The 18,100-nt window shown below is 67.1% G+C and carries 16 protein-coding genes; 8 read left to right on the forward strand and 8 right to left on the reverse strand.

Annotated elements, in window-relative coordinates; translation table 11 throughout:
* Positions 1–29: 29 nt before the first annotated feature.
* Complete coding sequence (lon, locus tag MWU52_RS05675; protein ID WP_246950204.1) at positions 30–2,429, reverse strand: endopeptidase La; 2,400 nt, start codon at positions 2,427–2,429, stop codon at positions 30–32.
* A gap of 289 nt (positions 2,430–2,718) precedes the next feature.
* Between lon and MWU52_RS05680 the strand changes: the two genes are divergently transcribed.
* Entirely contained in the window at positions 2,719–3,885 is a 1,167-nt protein-coding gene (locus MWU52_RS05680; RefSeq protein WP_246950206.1) for a sugar-transfer associated ATP-grasp domain-containing protein, read from the forward strand.
* Positions 3,886–3,936: 51 nt separating this feature from the next.
* Here MWU52_RS05680 and tgt read toward each other — a convergent pair whose 3' ends face one another.
* Positions 3,937–5,067, reverse strand: coding sequence for a tRNA guanosine(34) transglycosylase Tgt (gene tgt / locus MWU52_RS05685; protein WP_246950208.1), 1,131 nt, complete (start codon positions 5,065–5,067; stop codon positions 3,937–3,939).
* 222 nt (positions 5,068–5,289) lie between these two features.
* Here tgt and MWU52_RS05690 point away from each other — a divergent pair, with 222 nt between their 5' ends.
* From MWU52_RS05690 to MWU52_RS05700, 3 genes are all read left to right on the forward strand, one after another.
* Positions 5,290–5,880: an outer membrane beta-barrel protein gene (locus MWU52_RS05690; RefSeq protein WP_246950209.1), complete on the forward strand. Its 591-nt coding sequence runs from the start codon at positions 5,290–5,292 to the stop codon at positions 5,878–5,880.
* Between the two features lie 101 nt (positions 5,881–5,981).
* The gene (locus MWU52_RS05695) at positions 5,982–6,347 is read left to right on the forward strand and encodes an SUF system Fe-S cluster assembly protein (protein ID WP_246950210.1); all 366 of its coding nucleotides are present in this window, start codon (positions 5,982–5,984) and stop codon (positions 6,345–6,347) included.
* A gap of 64 nt (positions 6,348–6,411) precedes the next feature.
* The gene (locus MWU52_RS05700; protein ID WP_246950211.1) at positions 6,412–8,082 is read left to right on the forward strand and encodes a mechanosensitive ion channel domain-containing protein; all 1,671 of its coding nucleotides are present in this window, start codon (positions 6,412–6,414) and stop codon (positions 8,080–8,082) included.
* Between the two features lie 52 nt (positions 8,083–8,134).
* Here MWU52_RS05700 and MWU52_RS05705 read toward each other — a convergent pair whose 3' ends face one another.
* On the reverse strand, positions 8,135–8,305 hold the full coding sequence (locus MWU52_RS05705; protein ID WP_246950212.1) for a hypothetical protein: 171 nt from the start codon (positions 8,303–8,305) through the stop codon (positions 8,135–8,137).
* A gap of 90 nt (positions 8,306–8,395) precedes the next feature.
* On the opposite strand from MWU52_RS05705, the gene MWU52_RS05710 reads away from it, so the two are divergent.
* The 3 genes from MWU52_RS05710 to tpiA are packed head-to-tail and all read left to right on the forward strand — an operon-like array spanning position 8,396 to position 10,411.
* Positions 8,396–9,226, forward strand: coding sequence for a LysR family transcriptional regulator (locus tag MWU52_RS05710; RefSeq protein WP_246950213.1), 831 nt, complete (start codon positions 8,396–8,398; stop codon positions 9,224–9,226).
* Between the two features lie 45 nt (positions 9,227–9,271).
* Positions 9,272–9,637 (forward strand): iron-sulfur cluster assembly accessory protein, encoded by a 366-nt coding sequence (locus tag MWU52_RS05715; protein ID WP_246950214.1) that lies wholly within the window; start codon positions 9,272–9,274, stop codon positions 9,635–9,637.
* A gap of 51 nt (positions 9,638–9,688) precedes the next feature.
* On the forward strand, positions 9,689–10,411 hold the full coding sequence (tpiA, locus tag MWU52_RS05720; RefSeq protein WP_246950216.1) for a triose-phosphate isomerase: 723 nt from the start codon (positions 9,689–9,691) through the stop codon (positions 10,409–10,411).
* A 23-nt stretch (positions 10,412–10,434) separates the two neighbouring features.
* Here the strand turns inward: tpiA and MWU52_RS05725 are convergent, their stop codons facing one another.
* The 5 genes from MWU52_RS05725 to MWU52_RS05745 form a co-directional block, all read right to left on the reverse strand.
* Positions 10,435–11,877, reverse strand: coding sequence for a TRAP transporter large permease (locus MWU52_RS05725; protein WP_246950218.1), 1,443 nt, complete (start codon positions 11,875–11,877; stop codon positions 10,435–10,437).
* A 3-nt stretch (positions 11,878–11,880) separates the two neighbouring features.
* Positions 11,881–12,633: a TRAP transporter small permease gene (locus tag MWU52_RS05730; protein WP_246950220.1), complete on the reverse strand. Its 753-nt coding sequence runs from the start codon at positions 12,631–12,633 to the stop codon at positions 11,881–11,883.
* A gap of 74 nt (positions 12,634–12,707) precedes the next feature.
* Positions 12,708–13,709 (reverse strand): DctP family TRAP transporter solute-binding subunit, encoded by a 1,002-nt coding sequence (locus MWU52_RS05735; RefSeq protein WP_246950222.1) that lies wholly within the window; start codon positions 13,707–13,709, stop codon positions 12,708–12,710.
* Between the two features lie 202 nt (positions 13,710–13,911).
* Positions 13,912–15,129: a sigma-54 dependent transcriptional regulator gene (locus tag MWU52_RS05740; protein ID WP_246950223.1), complete on the reverse strand. Its 1,218-nt coding sequence runs from the start codon at positions 15,127–15,129 to the stop codon at positions 13,912–13,914.
* Between the two features lie 16 nt (positions 15,130–15,145).
* Complete coding sequence (locus tag MWU52_RS05745; RefSeq protein WP_246950224.1) at positions 15,146–16,819, reverse strand: ATP-binding protein; 1,674 nt, start codon at positions 16,817–16,819, stop codon at positions 15,146–15,148.
* 80 nt (positions 16,820–16,899) lie between these two features.
* On the opposite strand from MWU52_RS05745, the gene MWU52_RS05750 reads away from it, so the two are divergent.
* On the forward strand, positions 16,900–18,057 hold the full coding sequence (locus tag MWU52_RS05750; protein WP_246950226.1) for a cytochrome P450: 1,158 nt from the start codon (positions 16,900–16,902) through the stop codon (positions 18,055–18,057).
* The last annotated feature ends 43 nt before the right edge of the window (positions 18,058–18,100 follow it).

Below are 18,100 nucleotides of genomic sequence, written 5' to 3' on the forward strand. Positions count from 1 at the left end.
GGCCCTTTCGGCATCCGGCGACCGATAGGTCAGTGCGCCGTGGCGCCGCGACCCGGCTGATCGGCCGATTTCGCGGCCAACGCCGCGGCTTCCTCGGCGGCCTCGTCCCATTCGATCCCTTCGGGCGTGGCGACCAGCGCCAGCTTCAGAACCTCGGACACGTGGGAAACCGGAACGATCTCGAGGCCGTCCTTCACGCTATCGGGCAACTCGGCGATGTCCTTCTCGTTCTCCTCGGGGATGAGAACGGTCTTGATCCCGCCCCGCAGTGCCGCCAGCAGCTTTTCCTTCAGGCCGCCGATCGGCATGGCATTGCCGCGAAGCGACACCTCGCCCGTCATGGCGATATCCTTGCGCACCGGAATCTGCGTCAGGGTCGAGACGATGGACGTCACCATCGCCAGACCCGCCGACGGTCCATCCTTGGGCGTCGCCCCGTCGGGCACGTGGACGTGGATATCCATCGTGTCGAACTTCGGCGGCTTGATCCCGATGCTGGGCGCAATCGACCTGACATAGCTGGATGCGGCGTCGATCGATTCCTTCATCACGTCGCCCAGCTTGCCGGTGGTCTTCATCCGACCCTTGCCCGGCAGCTTCAGCGCCTCGATCTGCAACAGGTCGCCGCCGACGCTGGTATAGGCCAGGCCGGTCACGACGCCGATCTGGTCCTCCTTCTCGGCAAGGCCGTAGCGATACTTCTTGACGCCCAGGAAATCGTCCAGGTTCTCGGTCGTCACATGGACCGAAGTCTCCTTCCTGCCGACGATCCGGGTGACCGCCTTCCGCGCGATCTTGGCCAGCTCCCGCTCCATGTTCCGCACGCCCGCCTCGCGGGTGTAGGTGCGGACCATTTCGTGCAGGACGGCGTCGTCGATCTCGAACTCGCCCTTGCGCAGGCCGTGGTTCTTGATCTGCTTGGGCAGCAGATGCTGCTTGGCGATCTCGACCTTCTCCTCCTCGGTATAGCCGGCGAGGCTAATAATCTCCATCCGGTCCAGAAGCGGCGACGGCATGTTGTAGGAGTTGGCCGTGGTCAGGAACATCACGTTCGACAGGTCGTACTCGACCTCCAGGTAGTGATCCACGAACGTGCCGTTCTGCTCGGGGTCCAGTACCTCCAGCATCGCGCTGGCCGGATCTCCGCGGAAATCCTGGCCCATCTTGTCGATCTCGTCGAGCAGGATCAGGGGGTTCGTCGTCTTGGCTTTCTTCAGCGCCTGGATGATCTTTCCGGGCATGGAGCCGATATAGGTCCGCCGGTGCCCGCGGATCTCGGACTCGTCGCGCACGCCGCCCAGCGAGATGCGGATGAACTCCCGCCCCGTGGCCTTGGCGACCGACTTGCCCAAGCTCGTCTTGCCCACGCCCGGCGGTCCGACGAGGCACAGGATCGGCCCCTTCAACTTGGCCGAGCGCGCCTGAACGGCCAGGTATTCCACGATCCGTTCCTTGACCTTCTCCAGGCCATAGTGATCGCGATCAAGGACTTGCTGGGCCTTGTTGATGTCCTTCTTGACCCGGGACTTGGTGCCCCACGGGATCGACAGCATCCAGTCCAGATAGTTGCGCACCACGGTCGCCTCGGCCGACATCGGAGACATGTTCTTGAGCTTCTTCAGCTCCGTCTCGGCCTTCTCGCGGGCTTCCTTCGACAGCTTGGTCGCCGCCACGCGCTCTTCCAGTTCGGCCACCTCGTTCTGGCCATCCTCGCCGTCGCCCAGCTCCTTCTGGATCGCCTTCATCTGCTCGTTGAGGTAGTACTCGCGCTGCGTCCGCTCCATCTGCGACTTCACGCGGGACTTGATGCGCTTCTCGACCTGCAGGACGCTCATCTCGCCCTGCATCATGCCGAACACCTTCTCCAGGCGCTCGGACACGGTCAGCATCTCGAGCAGTTCCTGCTTCTGCGCCACCTCGATACCCAGGTGACCGGAGACGAGGTCGACCAGCTTGGCCGGATCGCGCGACTCCGCGACGGCGCCCAGGGCCTCCTCGGGGATGTTCTTCTTGATCTTGGCGTAGCGCTCGAACTCCTCGCCCACGGACTTCATCAGCGCGTCGATCGTCGGCTCGTCGCCCCGGGTCTCCTCCAGCGGGGCGGCCTCGGCCTCGAAGAACGACTCGTTGTCGAGGAACCGCGTAATCTTCACGCGCGAACGCCCCTCGACCAGCACCTTGACCGTGCCGTCGGGCAGCTTGAGCAGTTGCAGCACGTTGGCCAGTACGCCGACACGATAGATGCCGTCGGCCTCCGGCTCGTCGATGGCGGGGTCGATCTGGCTGGAGAGCAGGATCTGCTTGTCGTCCTGCATCACTTCTTCAAGCGCGCGGACCGAGCGGTCGCGCCCAACGAACAGCGGCACGATCATGTGCGGAAACACCACGATGTCACGCAGCGGCAGCACGGGATGGGTGGAAGTCGTCATGTCTGTCTGTCCTTTCGCAAAGGTCCCCTGCCCCGGTCTCGGCGGCGTCGGGCGACCTTCCGTTGTCGGGATCAGATGTGGTGATGCGACAGCCGACCGTCAACGTGCAAGTTTTGTTCGCATCCCGACGCGGATCCCGCAGGGCACGCCGCCGCCATGCGGCGGCCTACCCCCGAATGGGTCGAGCGGAACCCGATTGGCGGGCAGGTCGCCATGAAAACGCCTCACTCTCACTCACGGAAAGACACGATCACGGCGGACAAGACGCACTGTATTTGCGGAGAGCCACATGTCTGTTCAGCCAAGTCCGACAGCTTTCACGATCGACCGGATGCCATCGGACGTGCCGACGTCGCTCGGCTACGGTCACCTGCTCAGACATGCGGCGCAGGCCTCTGGGCGTTCGGTTATCGAGATCACGAAGGAGTTCCGATCGCTTGAGAAAGGGCCCGGCAAGCTTACCCTCGCGGAATACGTGAGATACGGACTCCATCACGCGGACAGGTTCGATGACGAAGGACGCGCCGCGTTCATTCATGGGAACCTGCATTGGCCGGTCGCCCATGCCTGCAATGATCGCAAGTGGTTCGGGGCGGCAGAGGACAAGATCCTGACAGAGATGATCTTGCACGCGGGCGGCATACCGGTACCGCGCACGCTCGGCGTCTTCGACACCACGTCGAGACGCTATCCGGGACAGAAGGCCCTCCGGACGCCGGACGATCTTCGCGAGGTCATTCTTGCCAATGCAACCGATGGGGTGTTCTGCAAGCCGGTCGCCGGGATCATCAGCGCCGGTGCGTTCAGGGTGGAACAGGCGCTTCGAGATACGATAAGGCCGACGGGCGCCGATCCCATGGATTGGGACGGCTTCGCGACGAACTACCTTGGCGGGCACGCCTATCTCGTTCAGACGCAGCTTGAAAACGACGGGTCCATTCTTCCATGGACGTCGGCACTCGCGACTGTTCGGACGTCGACGATCATGATGCCGGACCGGACGCTGTCGCCATTCGCCCTTCTGAAGATTCCACAGGGAAAGAACGTCGCAGACAACTTCTGGCGCGCGGGGAATCTGGCTTGCGGCCTGGACGTCGATAGCGGTCGCGTTCAGAGGATCGTACGCGACGGCTCTCCGGAATTGGACCTCTTGCCCGATCATCCCGACATTCCGGGCCTGATGGGCCTGAAGATGCCCCACTGGGATGCCTTGCGCGATATCGTGGCCGAAGTCGCGCGACTGTTCGCGCCCCTTCGCTATCATTCCACCGATATCGCGCTGACGCCCGATGGCCCGGTCGTGGTCGAGGTGAATTACGGCGGCTCCATGGAGCTGGTTCAGACGGGATGCGGGAAAGGTTTCCTGACCCCCGAAGTGCGGGAGCTGTTCGAGTCTTGCAACGCGGTATCCGGCAAACCCAAGAGCCGCAGGTTCGGGTTCCTGCGCCGGCGCTGATCGCCATTCGAACAAGTATGGCGCCGGTCGATCCGAAGCTGGGTCCGTGCCTTACAGCGGCGCGATGTCGCCCGCCACTCGCGCCGCGTGGAATTCGACCTGCCATGACGCAAACGTTCCCGATGCGATCGCCTCGCGCATTCCGGCCATCAGGTCCTGATAGTAGTGCAGGTTGTGCCAGGTCATCAGCATCGATCCGATAATCTCTTTCGACCTTGAAACATGGTGCAGGTAGGCGCGGGAATAGCCGCGGCAGGCCGGACAGCCGCAGGCCTCGTCCAGCGGGCGCGGGTCGTTGGCGTGGCGCGCGTTGCGGATGTTGACCACCCCGTGCCGGGTGAAAGCCTGCCCCGTGCGGCCCGATCGGGACGGCAGCACGCAATCCATCATGTCGATCCCGCGCGCCACGGCGCCGACGATATCGTCCGGCTTGCCCACCCCCATGAGGTAACGGGGCCGATCCTCGGGCAGCTGGCCCGGGGCATAGTCCAGACAGTCGAACATGGCCGCCTGCCCCTCGCCCACGGCAAGTCCGCCGACCGCGTATCCGTCGAACCCGATCTCGCGCAGGCGCTCGGCGCTCTCGGCGCGCAGGTCCGGCTCCAGCCCGCCCTGCTGGATGCCGAACAGCGCGTGGCCAGGCCGGTCCCCGAACGCGGCCTTGGACCGCGCGGCCCAATCCATCGACAGGCGCATGGATGCCGCGATCCGGTCGCGGTCGGCGGGCAGGCTGGGGCATTCGTCGAAGCACATCACGATGTCGGAGCCCAAAAGCCGCTGGATCTCCATCGACCGCTCCGGCGTCAGGCGGTGCTTCGACCCGTCGATATGGCTCTTGAACGTCACCCCGTCCGCGTCGAGCTTGCGCAGCGCGCCCAGCGACATAACCTGGAACCCGCCCGAATCCGTCAGGATCGGCCCGTCCCAGTTCATGAACCGATGCAGCCCGCCCAGCCGGTCGATCCGCTCCGCCGTCGGGCGCAGCATCAGATGATAGGTATTGCCCAGCAGGATGTCGGCCCCCGTCGCGCGCACCGATCCGGGCAGCATCGCCTTGACCGTCGCCGCCGTGCCCACGGGCATGAAGGCCGGCGTGCGGATATTGCCGCGGGGCGTGCGGATAATGCCGGTCCGGGCGGACCCGTCGCTGGCACCGCGTTCGAATCGAAAGGCGTTCGCCATCTTGACCTCGGGCTGTCGGAACCGGGCGCCGCCCTAGCACCGCCGTGCCGCCGCCGCCAGCACCCGGCGACTGTCCGCCCGTTGTGATCGACCTTCGGCGACAACCGGCTGAAATTTCGCCCGGCGGGGAACAGACCCTGCCATTCGCCCGTTTCGCCGCCATGTGAACGACGCGGTTCGGCAACGACCGACCGCAACGGACCTGCAAGAAGGAGCATTCCGATGACACGCACCGTACTTACCCTCGCAGCCCTGACGCTGGCGACGCCCGCCCTGGCGGGCAACATCGCCCCCGCGCCGCTGGAGCCGGCCCCCGTCTTCGTCGAACCCGCCGCACCGCTCTACAACTGGGGTGGCGGCTATATCGGTGGCCAGGTCAGCTATGCCGACATCGACACCAGCGGTGACGTCGACACCGACGGCGACGGCGCCCTCTATGGCCTGCGCGCGGGCTACGACTACGATTTCGGCCGCGCCATCCTCGGTGGCCTGGTGCAGTATGACTTCGGCGAGATCGAACTGGACGACACCGATGTCGAGGTCGAGGACGTTCTGCGCCTCGGTGTCCGCGGCGGTTTCCACTCCGGCGCGAACCTCTTCTACGCCACGGGTGGCTATGCCGAAGCCGATACGAACGATCTGGGCAAGGCCGAAGGCTATTTCGCCGGACTCGGATATGAGCGCTTCGTGACCGAGAACGTGACCATCGGCGCCGAAGCGCTGTACCACGAGTTCGACGATTTCGACGATACGGACGCCGATATCGATGCCGACGCCACGACCGTCGGTCTGAACATCAACTATCGCTTCTGATCGCCCAATTGCCGGACAGGGGGCGCGTCCGCCGGGCGCGCCCCCTTTACGCTGCCCGGCATAATCCTTATCTTTTCGCTCGACCAATCACGGGACAACCCATGACCGCCGAGCCGACAGACCGACTGGAAGGCGCACCCCTGATCGCGCCCTCGACCACCGACCATCCGATGCATGAACCCATCGTCGATGCCTGCCGAAGCGTGTTCGACCCGGAAATCCCGGTGAACATCTATGATCTGGGCCTGGTCTATACGATCGACATAACCGCCGAGAACGACGTCCGCGTGATCATGACGCTGACCGCCCCCGGCTGCCCCGTCGCCGGCGAGATGCCGGGTTGGGTGGCCGATGCCGTGTCGGGCGTGCCGGGCGTGCGCACCGTCGATGTCGACCTGACGTGGGAGCCGCCCTGGGGCATGGAGATGATGTCCGACGAGGCGCGTCTCGAACTCGGGTTCATGTGACGCACGGTCCGACCCGGCGCCGCCCCGCCATGGAACCGCGCCCCCGCGCCGACGTTTGCCGGACATGATCCGCACCGCCCTGTTCGCCCTCGCCCTCGCGGCCTCCCTCGTGGCGGGCCTCGTTACGGCGGCCGAGGCCGAGGACCCGTTCTTCGAACTCGGGGCACTCAATGCCGGGCTGGACGATCCGCCCGACCGCATCGACCGGCGTACGCCCCGCGCGGCGATCGTCTCGCTCCTGCGGGCGGCGAAAGATGGCGACTGGGCGGCGGCCGCGCATCTGCTGGAGCTGACCGACATCCCCGAGGCGGAGCAATCCGTGACAGGCCCGGTCCTCGCCGCGCAACTCCATGCGATCATCGACCGGAAGGCCCTGCTGGACTGGGGCCGCCTGAACGCGCGGCCCGATGCGTTGCAGATCACCGGTGGCAAGACCGACGCCCAGGCCGGCGAGCCGCGACGCTCGCTCCTGTTGCGCGAACTGCCGCTGGACTATGCGCCCGCCTCGGTGCGGCTGAACCGCATCAAGGCCGGCGATGCCGATCCGGTCTGGGTCTTTCCGCGGGAAACCGTGGCCGACCTGCCGGACCTGTACCGCGTCTACGGCCCGTCGCGGCTGGAAAAGCTGTTACCGGCGCCGATGCGCGATGACGCCTTCTGGGGCCTGATGTGGTGGGAGTTGATCGGCGTGCCGCTGCTGCTGGTCGCGGCCGGGATGTTGGCCTGGGCACTGCATCGATCGCTGCGCGCCATCGGGCGCCACGCCACCCACCCGATGACGGCGGCGATATTCCGCGCCGTGCGTACGCCCGTAATGGTCGCGGGCGTTACGACACTGGTCTGGTATGTGACGCGGCACGTCTTCGTCTTCTCGGGCAACATCGACATTCTCATCTCGCCGCTGATCGCGATCGGCTTCGTCACCGCGCTGCTGATGCTGATCGTCAACGTGGTCGAGGTGGCGCTGGATACCCTGATCGCACCGGGCGAGGACGTCGACCTGACCCGCGCCGAACAGGCCGAGTCGCGGACGCTGGCCACGCGGCTGAACGCCGCGAAGCGCATCCTCGTCGTCGTCGTGTTCTTCATCGGGGCGGGCGTCGTGCTGTCGACGGCGAACTTCTTCCAGGGGATCGGCCTGTCGCTTCTGGCCTCGGCCGGGGCGCTGACGCTGATCCTGGGCTTCGCGGCCCGCGACGTGCTGGGCAACATCATGGCGTCGCTGCAGATCGCGTTGAACCAGTCCGCGCGGGTGGGCGACCGGGTCGTCTACAAGGGCGAGCTTTGCCACGTGGAGCGCATTCACCTGACCTTCGTGCAGCTGCGCGACTGGGACGGAACCCGACTGGTCGTCCCGGTCGAGGAGTTCGTCTCGGAGACGTTCTCGAACTGGTCGCTGCAGGATCCGGCGATGCTGCGGATCCTGAAGTTCAAGCTGGACCCGCGCGCCGATATCGACGCGCTGCGCGAAGCGTTCCGGGAGATCCTGGAGGAGGTGAGCGCCTCCGATCTGGGCGCGCAGCTCGGCGATCTGGAAGACGCGTCCGTCAACGTCGCCGGTCAGGACGTTTTCGGCATCGACGTCTGGTTCAGCACGCCCTGCACCGACCCCAACACCTCGTGGGAGGTCGCGTGCACCGTGCGCGAACGCCTTGTCGCGCGCGCCACCGAGATCGAGAAGTCGCGCGAAGATCCGATCTTCCCCACCGCCGTCGCCGCGGACGCGGCCGCCTGATGCGCCTTGCGCGAGGGAGCGGGGTTGCCCGGCCGCAGTCGACCGATGGGCCTCAGCCGAGGCGCCGACGGCCCGCCACCCGCAGGGCCAGCCAAAGCCGCCAGCGGGCGCGCGGCCGGGCCTGTAGCCGCAGGCGTTCCATGTCTGCCTTGCGGGCGGCGAAGATGGCCAGTTCGCGTTCGTATTCGGTCGTAGGCTCGGTCGGTCGGAATGCGGGGATCATGGGGCCTGCTCCTGTTTTCGATGTCTGATCCCAAGATGGCACCAAGCGGGCGGATTGCAGCCCGACATCGTCGCAACTAGCCTTTCATCCATGTCCGATCCCATTGCCTGGAACGATATCGCGCTCTTCGCCACCGTCGCGCGCACCGGCTCTCTCGCGCGGGCGGCCGCGCAGACGGGCGCCTCGACGGCCACGCTGTCGCGCCGGATGACGGCACTTGAATCGCGTATGGGACGGCGGCTTTTCCGGCATGGCGCGCAGGGCTACGCGCTGACCGAGGACGGACACGCGCTGCTCGACCGGGCCCAGCGAATGGAGGAGGCCGCGACCGACATCGCCAAATGGCGGGCCACGGCGACCGGTCCGGCCCGCATCCGTATCACAGCCGGCACCTGGACGTCACAGGCCCTCGCCGCCGGCGTTGCCGCCTATTGGTCGGTGGAGGCGGACTGGATCCCCGAATTCGTCCATTGCGACCGCGACCTCGACATCGCGCGGCGCGAGGTCGACATCGGCATTCGCAACCGCCGGCCCGAACAGCCATGGCTGGCCGGTCGGCGAACGGCGCGCGTGCGATATGCCGTATACGGCGACCCGGGAACCGACCGCTGGATCGGCCCCTCGCATGACAGCGCACAGACCCCTTCGGGCCGCTGGGTCCTGGAAACGCATGGCGGCGAGATCGCGACCACCGTCAATGATCCACGCTGGGCCCTGGCGCTGGCCCGGGCCGGGATGGGCCGGATCGTGCTGCCGATGTTCATCGGCGAGGAGAGTGGCCTTGCACGCCTGTCGAAGCCGATCGACGCGCTGGAGCACGAGGAATGGCTGGTCTCGCATCACGAGGCGCGGCATGACGCACCCATCCGGGCCGCGCTCGATGCATTGGCCGGGTTTCTGACGGCGCGCTTGCCCCCTTGAGACCGGCCGCCCGGCGCCATAACTTGGGGGTGAAGGAGCCCGCCCATGTTTTCCATCCCCGGCCAGTCCCCCGTGACCGTCACCGACGCCGCCGCCACGCAAATCGCGCGTCTGATGGCCCGGACCGACGCCGCCGGCCTGAAGATCGGGGTCAAGAAGGGCGGCTGCGCAGGCATGGAATACACGATGGATTACGTGTCCGAGGTCGATACCCATGACGAGGTGGTCGAGGTCGGCGACGCCCGCGTGATCATCGCGCCGATGGCGCAGATGTTCCTGTTCGGGACCGAGATCGATTACGAGACGTCGCTGCTGGAATCCGGATTCCGCTTTCGCAATCCGAACGTGGTGGATGCCTGTGGATGCGGCGAGTCGATCAAGTTTGACGCGAAACTGGACGGCGCCACCTAGGCAGCGCCGCCCCGCATGCTATCCCTTGCGCCGAAAGCAGGAGGATTTCGCATGCCGAAGAAGATCGCCGCCGGAAACTGGAAGATGAACGGGCTGGTCTCGGACCTGACCGAGGTGCTGGAGATCGACGGCGCGATAGACGGTCTGGATTGCACCACGATCATCTGCCTGCCCGCCACCCTGATCTATGCCGCCGATGGCGACCCGCGCAAACGTGTCGAGATCGGGGGCCAGCATTGCCACCCGTCGCCGTCGGGGGCCCATACCGGCGATGTCTCCGCGGAGATGTTGGCCGAGGCAGGCGCCGCCTATGTCATCACCGGGCATTCGGAACGGCGTGCGGACCACCGGGAGACGGACGCGGACATCCGCGCCCAGACCGAGGCCGCGTGGCGCGCGGGCCTGACCGCGATCCTCTGCATCGGCGAGACGCTGGAGCAGCGCGAGGCGGGCCGGACGCTGGACGTCTTGGGCGCACAGCTGAACGGATCGCTGCCCGAGGGCGCGACGCCCGAGAACGCGATCGTCGCCTACGAACCGGTCTGGGCCATCGGCACCGGCAAGGTCGCGAGCCCCGATCAGGTGGCCGAGGTCCACGATGCCCTCCGCGCGCAGGTCGGGCCGGAGATGTCGCTGCTCTACGGCGGATCGGTCAGGGCGAACAACGCGGCGGAGCTATTCGCCCTTGCGAACGTGGACGGCGCGCTCGTCGGCGGTGCCAGCCTGAAGGCCGCGGATTTCGTCCCCATCGTCGAGGCATTGGCCCGGAGTTGAGAAGGGGGCCGAAGCCCCCGACCCTATTGGATGATCAGTTCCGGACCCATGACCAGCGTGGGCAACCAGATGGAAATCGCCGGGATGTAGGTCACCAGCAGCAGAAACACGAAGAGCACCGCCAGGAAGGGCAGTGCCGCGCGGACAACCGCCATCATCGACATGCCCGCCACGCCGGACGTCACGAACAGGTTCAGACCGACGGGCGGTGTGATCATTCCGATCTCCATGTTGACGACCATGATGATACCCAGGTGGATCGGGTCGATGCCCAGCTCGATCGCGATCGGGAAGACCAACGGCGCCACGATGACGAGCAGGCCGGACGGTTCCATGAACTGGCCGCCGATCAGCAGGATCACGTTCACCACGATCAGGAAGGTGATCGGCCCCAGCCCCGCCGACAGCATGGCGTTGGCGATATGCTGGGGGATCTGCTCGTCCGTCAGAACGTGCTTCAGGATCAGCGCATTGGCGATGATGAACATCAGCGTGATCGTCAGCTTGCCCGCGTCCAGCAGCGTGTCCCGCGTGTCGCGGTGGAAGAACGCCGTCAACAGGGCATGCGGGTGCCGCAGCAGCGATTTCGGCGTCCCTATCGGTGCATGCAGCGGGCCGTCGACGATCGCCGCGCCGACCGACTGCGTGCGCCGTGGGGCCAACGGGCCGATGTCGCGATAGACGAACATCGCCACGATGAAGGCGTAGACGGAGGCGACGGCCGCGGCCTCGGTCGGGGTGAAGATGGCGCCGGTCACACCGGGAATGCCATAGATGCCCAGCATGATGATCGCAATCAGCATCAGGCCCCAGAACGCGTCGCGGAACGACGCCCCGACCTCGCCCCAGCCGGCGAAGTCGCCCTTGGGCATGTTCCGCTTCACCGCGATCACGTAGATTGTCACCATCAGCATGAAACCCGCCAGCAGGCCCGGGATCACGCCGGCCAGGAACATCCGCCCGACGGAGACGTCGGTGGCCGAGGCATAGACGACCATCACGATCGAGGGCGGGATCAGGATGCCGAGCGTGCCCGCGTTGCAGATCACGCCGGCGGCGAATTCCTTGGTGTAGCCGGCCTGCTTCATGGCCGCGATCACGATCGTGCCGATGGCGACCACGGTGGCGGGCGAGGAACCCGAGAGCGCCGCGAACATCATGCAGGCGAAGACGCCCGCGATGGCGAGCCCCCCGCGCAGGTGCCCCACGCAGGCGATCGAAAAGCGGATGATCCGCCGCGCCACACCGCCCGTCGACATGAACGACGAGGCCAGGATGAAGAACGGGATCGCCAACAGCGTGTAATGCCCGGCCATCGCCTGGTAGAAGCTCTGCGCGATGGACGCGAGCGAAGTGTCGGAGAACGTCAGCAGGAAGAAGATCGAGCTGAAACCCAGGCTGACCGCGATCGGCACGCCCAGCAGCAGCAGGCCGATGATCATCACGAAGAGGAGGACGACTTCCATGGCTCAGACCTTTCCGGTGCGGTTGGCGGTCGCAATATAGAGACCGGTGGCATCCTGCGGATCGACCGGATCGTCGCGCAGCGCGGCGGCGGCCTCCTCCACGTCCTCTTCAGCCTCGTGGCTCACGATGAGGGACGCACGGGTGCCGCGGACGATACCGACGGCCGCCTGTGTCGCCCGGAACAGGATCAGCGCTGACCCGATCGGAAGGATGATGTAGGGAATGACGCGAGGCAGCTTCTCGTATTCCTCGCCCTGATTGATCAGCGGCTCCAGCCAACCGAACAGCCAGCGCATCGGCGGCACCTGGTCGGTGACATACCAGGCCTGGTCGCGCGTCTCCTCGAACCCGGTCGGCAGCCATTCGTACGGGCCGGTGGTGCGATCCAGCGCGGCATAGGGCGCCCAGTAGTCCCACGACCCCTTCAGCAGCAGGAACGCGTAGATCAGCGTCACCGCCGCCGCCAGCAGGGCACAGAGGCGTTTGCCGCGACTTGGCAGGATGTTGGTCAGGGCGTCGACGCCCAGATGCGCGGTCACCTTGAAGGCATAGCTGACACCGAAGATGACCAGCCACGCGAACAGGATCAGGATCACCTCCAGCGACCAGATCACGGTCGCGCTGAAGACATAGCGCAGCACGACGTTGACGAATGTCAGAAGCGTCATCAGTCCCAGCAGGACCGCGATCGCGGTTTCCTCGAAGCCGTGGACCGCGCGGCCCAGGCGGCTCTCCGGCTCGTAGCGCTTCGCCATCGTGATGACCTCCCCCTGTCGGATACTCCGGGCCGACCGCAGGGGTGGCCCGGAGCGTTTGCGTTCGATCGAGATCAGCTGCCCGAGTTGTAGGTCAGCGCGGTGTCGATCACGTCCTGGCCGATGCCGTCGGCGAACTGCGCCCAGACGGGCTGCATCGCGTCGACCCAGGCTTGGCGCTGTTCGGGCGTCAGCTCCCGCACCTCGCCGCCGGCGTCGATGATGGCCTGCTTGGCCTCGGCGTTCACGGCTGTCGATTCCGCGTTCCGCGTGGCCGTGACCTCTTCGAGGATGGTCAGCATCTGGTCGCGGACCTCGGGCTCCAGGCTGTCGAGGAAGTCGACGCTGGTGACCACGAGGTAATCGAGGATCGCGTGGTTCGTCTCGGTCGAGCCGTCCTGAACCTCGAAGAACTTCTGACCGAAGATGTTCGACCAGGTGTTCTCCTGCCCGTCGACGACACCGGTCTGCAGCGCGCCGTAAACCTCCGAGAAGGCCATCGGCTGCGGCGACACGCCGAGTTGCTCCATATAGGCCACGATCACGTCCGAAGGCTGGACGCGGAATTTCAGACCGTCGACATCGCTCGGCATCTCGATCGGCACGTTGGCCGACATCTGCTTGAGGCCGTTATGCCAGAATGCCAGCCCCTGCAGGCCACGCCGCTGCATCGAGTCGAGCAGTTCGGCGCCATCCTCGGACTGCTGGAAGGCATCGACGGCGTCGACATCCTCGAACACGAAGGGCAGGTCGAACAGCTGGAAGACCTTCGTGAACGCCTCGAACTTCGACAGCGAGGGCGCGGCCATCTGCACATCGCCCTGCAGCATCGCCTCCAGCACCTGATCGTCGTTGTAGAGGGTCGAGTTCGGGAAGACCTCGACGCACATCGTGCCGTCCATCTCCTCGTTCACACGATCCTGGAACAGCGACGCGGCGATGCCCTTGGGATGCTTGTCGGTGTTGGTCACATGCGCGAACTTGACGACGATCTCGCCATCGTCGCAAGCGGCCAGGCCGGCCTGCGCGGTCACGGTCAGCGCCAGTGCGGTGGCGGCGGTTGTCATGAATTTCATTGATGTCTCTCCCTGTTGCGACGCCAGAAGGCGCTTGCCGCATGACGGTATCAGGGGGTTTCGTACGGTAAAGGCGTATCTTTTCGCTGAAGAGAATACATTTCTATCAGTGCATTACACGGTAATCTTCATTCGGATCACTTGCGGCGTGCGAAAAACCACACGTCGGCCGACACTGTCTTGTGCGGATTTCCGCCCAGACTCAGTCGTCCCTGAAATCTTCCGCCCGCAGGCCGTGCCGCGCGAGCTTATCATAGAAAGTCTTGCGCGGCAGATCGAGGTCACGTGCCGCCATCGTGGCCTGCCCGCCATGGCGCGTCAGCGTTTCGATCAGGATCGCCCGTTCGACCGCGCGCATCCGGTCGGCCAGCCCCGCGCGCTGCGCCCCGGGCTCGTCGCCGAGCCCCATCGCATAGCGCATCGCGTGGTTCATCAGGCCGCGCGCGTTGCCGGGCCAGTCACGCGCCATCAGGCGGGCCTGAACATCCGGTGGCACCTCGGGCACCGGCAGGTCCGCCTGTTCGCAGGCCAGCGCCAGATAGTGCCGGAACAATACCGGGATATCTCCCGGACGCTCGCGCAGCGGCGGGATGTACACGCGCAAAGCTTCCAGCCGGTAGTAGAGATCGGGCTGCAGCGTCTCCGCCAAGGCCAAAGGCGCGACGTTCGTTGCCGCCAGCAGACGCGCCGCCGCCTCGTCACCTTCGTCGGGCAAGCGGTGCTGCAGGGCCGCCGGCAGCGCGTCCACGTGATCCAGAAACAGGCTGCCCCCTTCGGCCAGCTTCAGCGCATCTGCCAGCGACACGGCGTCGAGCGCGGGGGCGGCGCGTTTGACGAACGGCCCCGTGGCGCGCGACGAAAGCAAGTGGATGACCTCGGCCACCTTGGACGTGCCGGTCCCCGGCTCGCCATGGATCAGGACGGCACCGGCGCCCCGCGCGACCGTCCGGGCGGTGTCGCGCAACAGGCCGGCCTGTGGCGATACCCCGGTCAGGATCCGGGCCGCGGCATCGCCCCCTTCCAGCGCCCCCCGGGCATGGCGTGCCTCCAGCGTCGTCCGGCGCAGGGCCAGCGCCCGCCGCACGGTCGCGACCAGTTCGTCCGGGTCGCAGGGCTTTTCGAGAAACGCGAACGCCCCTTCGGCCACGCCGCGCAGGGCCGTCGGCACATCCCCCTCCCCGGTCAGCAGGATCACGGGCAGATCGGGATCGGCCCGCCGCGCATGGGCCAGCAGGTGAAAGCCGTCGCGGCCGGGCATCCGGATGTCGCTGATCACGATGCCCGCCAAGTCGCGCGTCAGCCGCGGTTGCGCGGCCACGAAGCTGCCGGCCTGCGCGACCGTCAGATCCGCCAGCTCCAACGTCTGCGACAGTGCCTCGCGGACATGGGCATCGTCCTCGACCAGTAGGACATCCGTCATGGCACGCCACCCCCGGTCACGCGGCGGCCTCGACACTGGCCGGCCGCAGCGTCACGGTGAACGCGGCCCCGTCCTTCACGTTCTCACCGCGGATCTCGCCGCCGAAGCCGGCCACGATACCGTAGCTGATCGACAGGCCAAGCCCCAACCCCGCGCCGACCTCCTTGGTGGTGTAGAACGGGTCGAAGATATTCGCCGGGTTCGCCAGACCCACCCCGGTGTCGCGGACGGTGATGCTCGGCGGGTCGGCGCGCAGGGTCACCGTCAAGACGGCGGGGTCGCGGTCACGCATGGCGTCGATGGCATTGCCGATCAGGTTCACCAGGACCTGCCCCAGCCGCACCTCGCCCCCCATGGCCAGCACCGGGCCGGGGGCCAGATCCAGCCGCGTCTCGATCCCGGCTTCGCGACGGCGGGTCTCGGTGATCTCCAGCGCGGCTTCGATCACGTCGGCCAGATCGGTCTCGACGGCGGGCTGGCGTTCGGCGCGGGCGAAGGCCGACAGGTTGCGGATGATGCGCCCCATCCGGCCGGCCAGCGCGTCGATGCGCGTCAGGTTGCCGGATGCCGCATCGGTGTTTCCCCGCGCGAGGAAGGTGCCGGCATTCTGCGCGAAGCTGCGGATCGCCATCAGCGGTTGGTTCAACTCGTGGCTGATGCCGGCCGACATCTGGCCCAGCGCCGACAGCTTGCCGGCCTGGACCAGATCGGCCTGCGCGCGCGTCAGCCGCGCCTCCGCCTCGCGCCGCTCGCGCACCTCGTCGGTCAGGCGCGTATTGGCCGCCGTCAGCGCCTCCGTCCGCTCGGAGACCCGCGCCTCCAGCGTCTGGTTCGCACGTGCCAAAACGCGACGCCGCTCCCACAGCACGACGAGCGCCGCGCCCAGCGTCAGCAGCGCCGCCCCCGCCGCCAGCGCCCGGGCCAGCGCCAGATCGCGCGCCGGGGCCGTCGACATCAACAGCTCCGCCGTCAGGCCCAGCGTCGCCAATGGCAGCTCCAGATGCAGCGCCTCGTGCGGGACGTAGCGGCCCGCCTCGATCCGGCGAATGTCGTGCCCTTGCAAGGGGGTCAGCACCTGCGGCGGCGGCCCGCCCAGCAGCTCCTCGCGGTTGGACACCACGACGCGCCCTTCGGCATCGGTGAAGTAGATCGCCTGCGGATCGCCGCGCCAGCGCCGCTCGATCACGCCCAGATCGCGCGCGACGGCCACCGCGCCGGCCACGCGGCCGTCGGGGCCGAAGACCGGCGCGGCATGGATCATCGCCCGACCCTCGGGCGCGGGCCCGAAGCCTAGCGCCCCCTGGCGGGCCCGCTGAAGCCAGACCGCGTTCGGAACGGCGTCGCGCATGCCGGTGCCGGCGGTGATCACCTCGCCCCGCGCGTCGACCAGCCAGATGTCGGAGGCGCCAGCCCGGTCGGCGAAACCCTGCAGGACCAGCGCCGCGCCGGTCAGGTCGCGCCCCCCCGGCGCGGCCAGCCAACCCAGGAGGCGCGGATCGTCCGACAACAGGACGGCCAGATCCCGCGATCTTTGCAGCTCCAACCGCAGGCGGTCGGCGGCGAGGCTCAGGTCGGACCGGCCCTTGGCCTCCAGCGCCGACAGCGCGGTGCCCAGCGTCGTCCACCACACGACCCCGGCCAGGGCGGAGGCCGCCCCAAGCGTCAGCAGGATGATCAGCGCGCGATACATGCGCCCACGCTAGGCCCGGCGCGCGTCGGGGCCAAGCCCGCTTGCACTTCGCCGCGCCAGGCGCCACCCCTGACCGCGAGATGCAGAGCTTCGCGCAATCCCCGACCGATCCGGCCTTCGTGCAGGACCCGTACCCGTTCTACGACCGGCTGCGCGCCGCCGGGCCGCTGGCTTTCTGGACGGCGTACGACATGCCGGTTGCGACTTCGCATGCGGTCGTCTCGGCGTTGTTGCGCGATCGCCGCTTCGGGCGGGAGGATCCGTTCCCGCCGGAGCGGCCGCCGCACCAGGCCGGGTTCTGGGCCGTCGAGGACCATTCCATGCTGGAGCTGGAACCGCCGCGCCACACCCGCCTGCGCGCGCAGGTCCTGCGGGCGTTCACGTCCCGCCGGATCGCCGCGCTCGGGCCCGAGATCGCAGCGCTGGCGCATGAACTCGTCGACGCGTTCCCCGCCGGCCCGTTCGACCTGCTGGACGCCTTCGCCCGGCCCCTGCCAGTCCGCGTCATCGCACGCCTGCTGGGTGTGCCCGAGGACGACGCACCGCGGCTACTCGACTGGTCGAACGCGATGGTCGGCATGTACCAGGCCGGACGGGATCACCGGGCCGAAGTCGCGGCCGCGCGCGCCGCCACCGAATTCGCGGCCTATCTTGCCGACATCTTCGCGCGGCCGCCCGGCGACGGCCTGATCGCCGATCTGCTGGCGGTCGAGCGCGACGGCAAGCTCCGCCGTGCGGAGACGACGGCGACCTGCATCCTGCTGCTCAATGCGGGTCACGAGGCGACGGTGCACACGCTGGGAAACGGCGTGGCGGGGATTTGTTCGGCCGGGCTTTGGGGTGCACCCGTCACGCCCGACCTGGTCGAGGAGGTGCTGCGCCACGATCCACCGCTGCACATGTTCACCCGCTATGCGATGGAGGAGGTCGAGGTCTTCGACCACGGCTTCGCGCGCGGCGATCAGGTCGGCCTCCTGCTGGGGGCCGCCAATCGCGACCCTGCCGTGTATCCGGCACCGGGTCGCTTCGATCCGACCCGGTTTCCCGCTGCCCCCGCGCCGGTCAGCTTCGGCGCTGGGCTGCATTTCTGCCTCGGCGCCCCGCTGGCACGGTTGGAACTGGTGGAAGGCTTACGGGTGCTGGTGGAACGATGCCCGGGACTGCGGATAATGGAGCCCACGACCTATGCCGATATCTACCACTTCCATGGGCTGGAGCGACTTCCGGTCCATCGGTAGTCTTGGCGAACGGTTCTGGCGGAGGAGGTCGGTGAGGCCGTGA

It is taken from the genome of Jannaschia sp. S6380 (assembly GCF_023015695.1).
Lineage (GTDB): Bacteria > Pseudomonadota > Alphaproteobacteria > Rhodobacterales > Rhodobacteraceae > Jannaschia.

Coding starts and splice junctions, on each gene's coding strand:
- lon (WP_246950204.1), bottom strand. CDS start 2,429: ATGACGACTTCCACCCATCCCGTGCTGCCGCTGCGTGACATCGTGGTG.
- MWU52_RS05680 (WP_246950206.1), top strand. CDS start 2,719: ATGTCTGTTCAGCCAAGTCCGACAGCTTTCACGATCGACCGGATGCCA.
- tgt (WP_246950208.1), bottom strand. CDS start 5,067: ATGGCGAACGCCTTTCGATTCGAACGCGGTGCCAGCGACGGGTCCGCC.
- MWU52_RS05690 (WP_246950209.1), top strand. CDS start 5,290: ATGACACGCACCGTACTTACCCTCGCAGCCCTGACGCTGGCGACGCCC.
- MWU52_RS05695 (WP_246950210.1), top strand. CDS start 5,982: ATGACCGCCGAGCCGACAGACCGACTGGAAGGCGCACCCCTGATCGCG.
- MWU52_RS05700 (WP_246950211.1), top strand. CDS start 6,412: ATGATCCGCACCGCCCTGTTCGCCCTCGCCCTCGCGGCCTCCCTCGTG.
- MWU52_RS05705 (WP_246950212.1), bottom strand. CDS start 8,305: ATGATCCCCGCATTCCGACCGACCGAGCCTACGACCGAATACGAACGC.
- MWU52_RS05710 (WP_246950213.1), top strand. CDS start 8,396: ATGTCCGATCCCATTGCCTGGAACGATATCGCGCTCTTCGCCACCGTC.
- MWU52_RS05715 (WP_246950214.1), top strand. CDS start 9,272: ATGTTTTCCATCCCCGGCCAGTCCCCCGTGACCGTCACCGACGCCGCC.
- tpiA (WP_246950216.1), top strand. CDS start 9,689: ATGCCGAAGAAGATCGCCGCCGGAAACTGGAAGATGAACGGGCTGGTC.
- MWU52_RS05725 (WP_246950218.1), bottom strand. CDS start 11,877: ATGGAAGTCGTCCTCCTCTTCGTGATGATCATCGGCCTGCTGCTGCTG.
- MWU52_RS05730 (WP_246950220.1), bottom strand. CDS start 12,633: ATGGCGAAGCGCTACGAGCCGGAGAGCCGCCTGGGCCGCGCGGTCCAC.
- MWU52_RS05735 (WP_246950222.1), bottom strand. CDS start 13,709: ATGAAATTCATGACAACCGCCGCCACCGCACTGGCGCTGACCGTGACC.
- MWU52_RS05740 (WP_246950223.1), bottom strand. CDS start 15,129: ATGACGGATGTCCTACTGGTCGAGGACGATGCCCATGTCCGCGAGGCA.
- MWU52_RS05745 (WP_246950224.1), bottom strand. CDS start 16,819: ATGTATCGCGCGCTGATCATCCTGCTGACGCTTGGGGCGGCCTCCGCC.
- MWU52_RS05750 (WP_246950226.1), top strand. CDS start 16,900: ATGCAGAGCTTCGCGCAATCCCCGACCGATCCGGCCTTCGTGCAGGAC.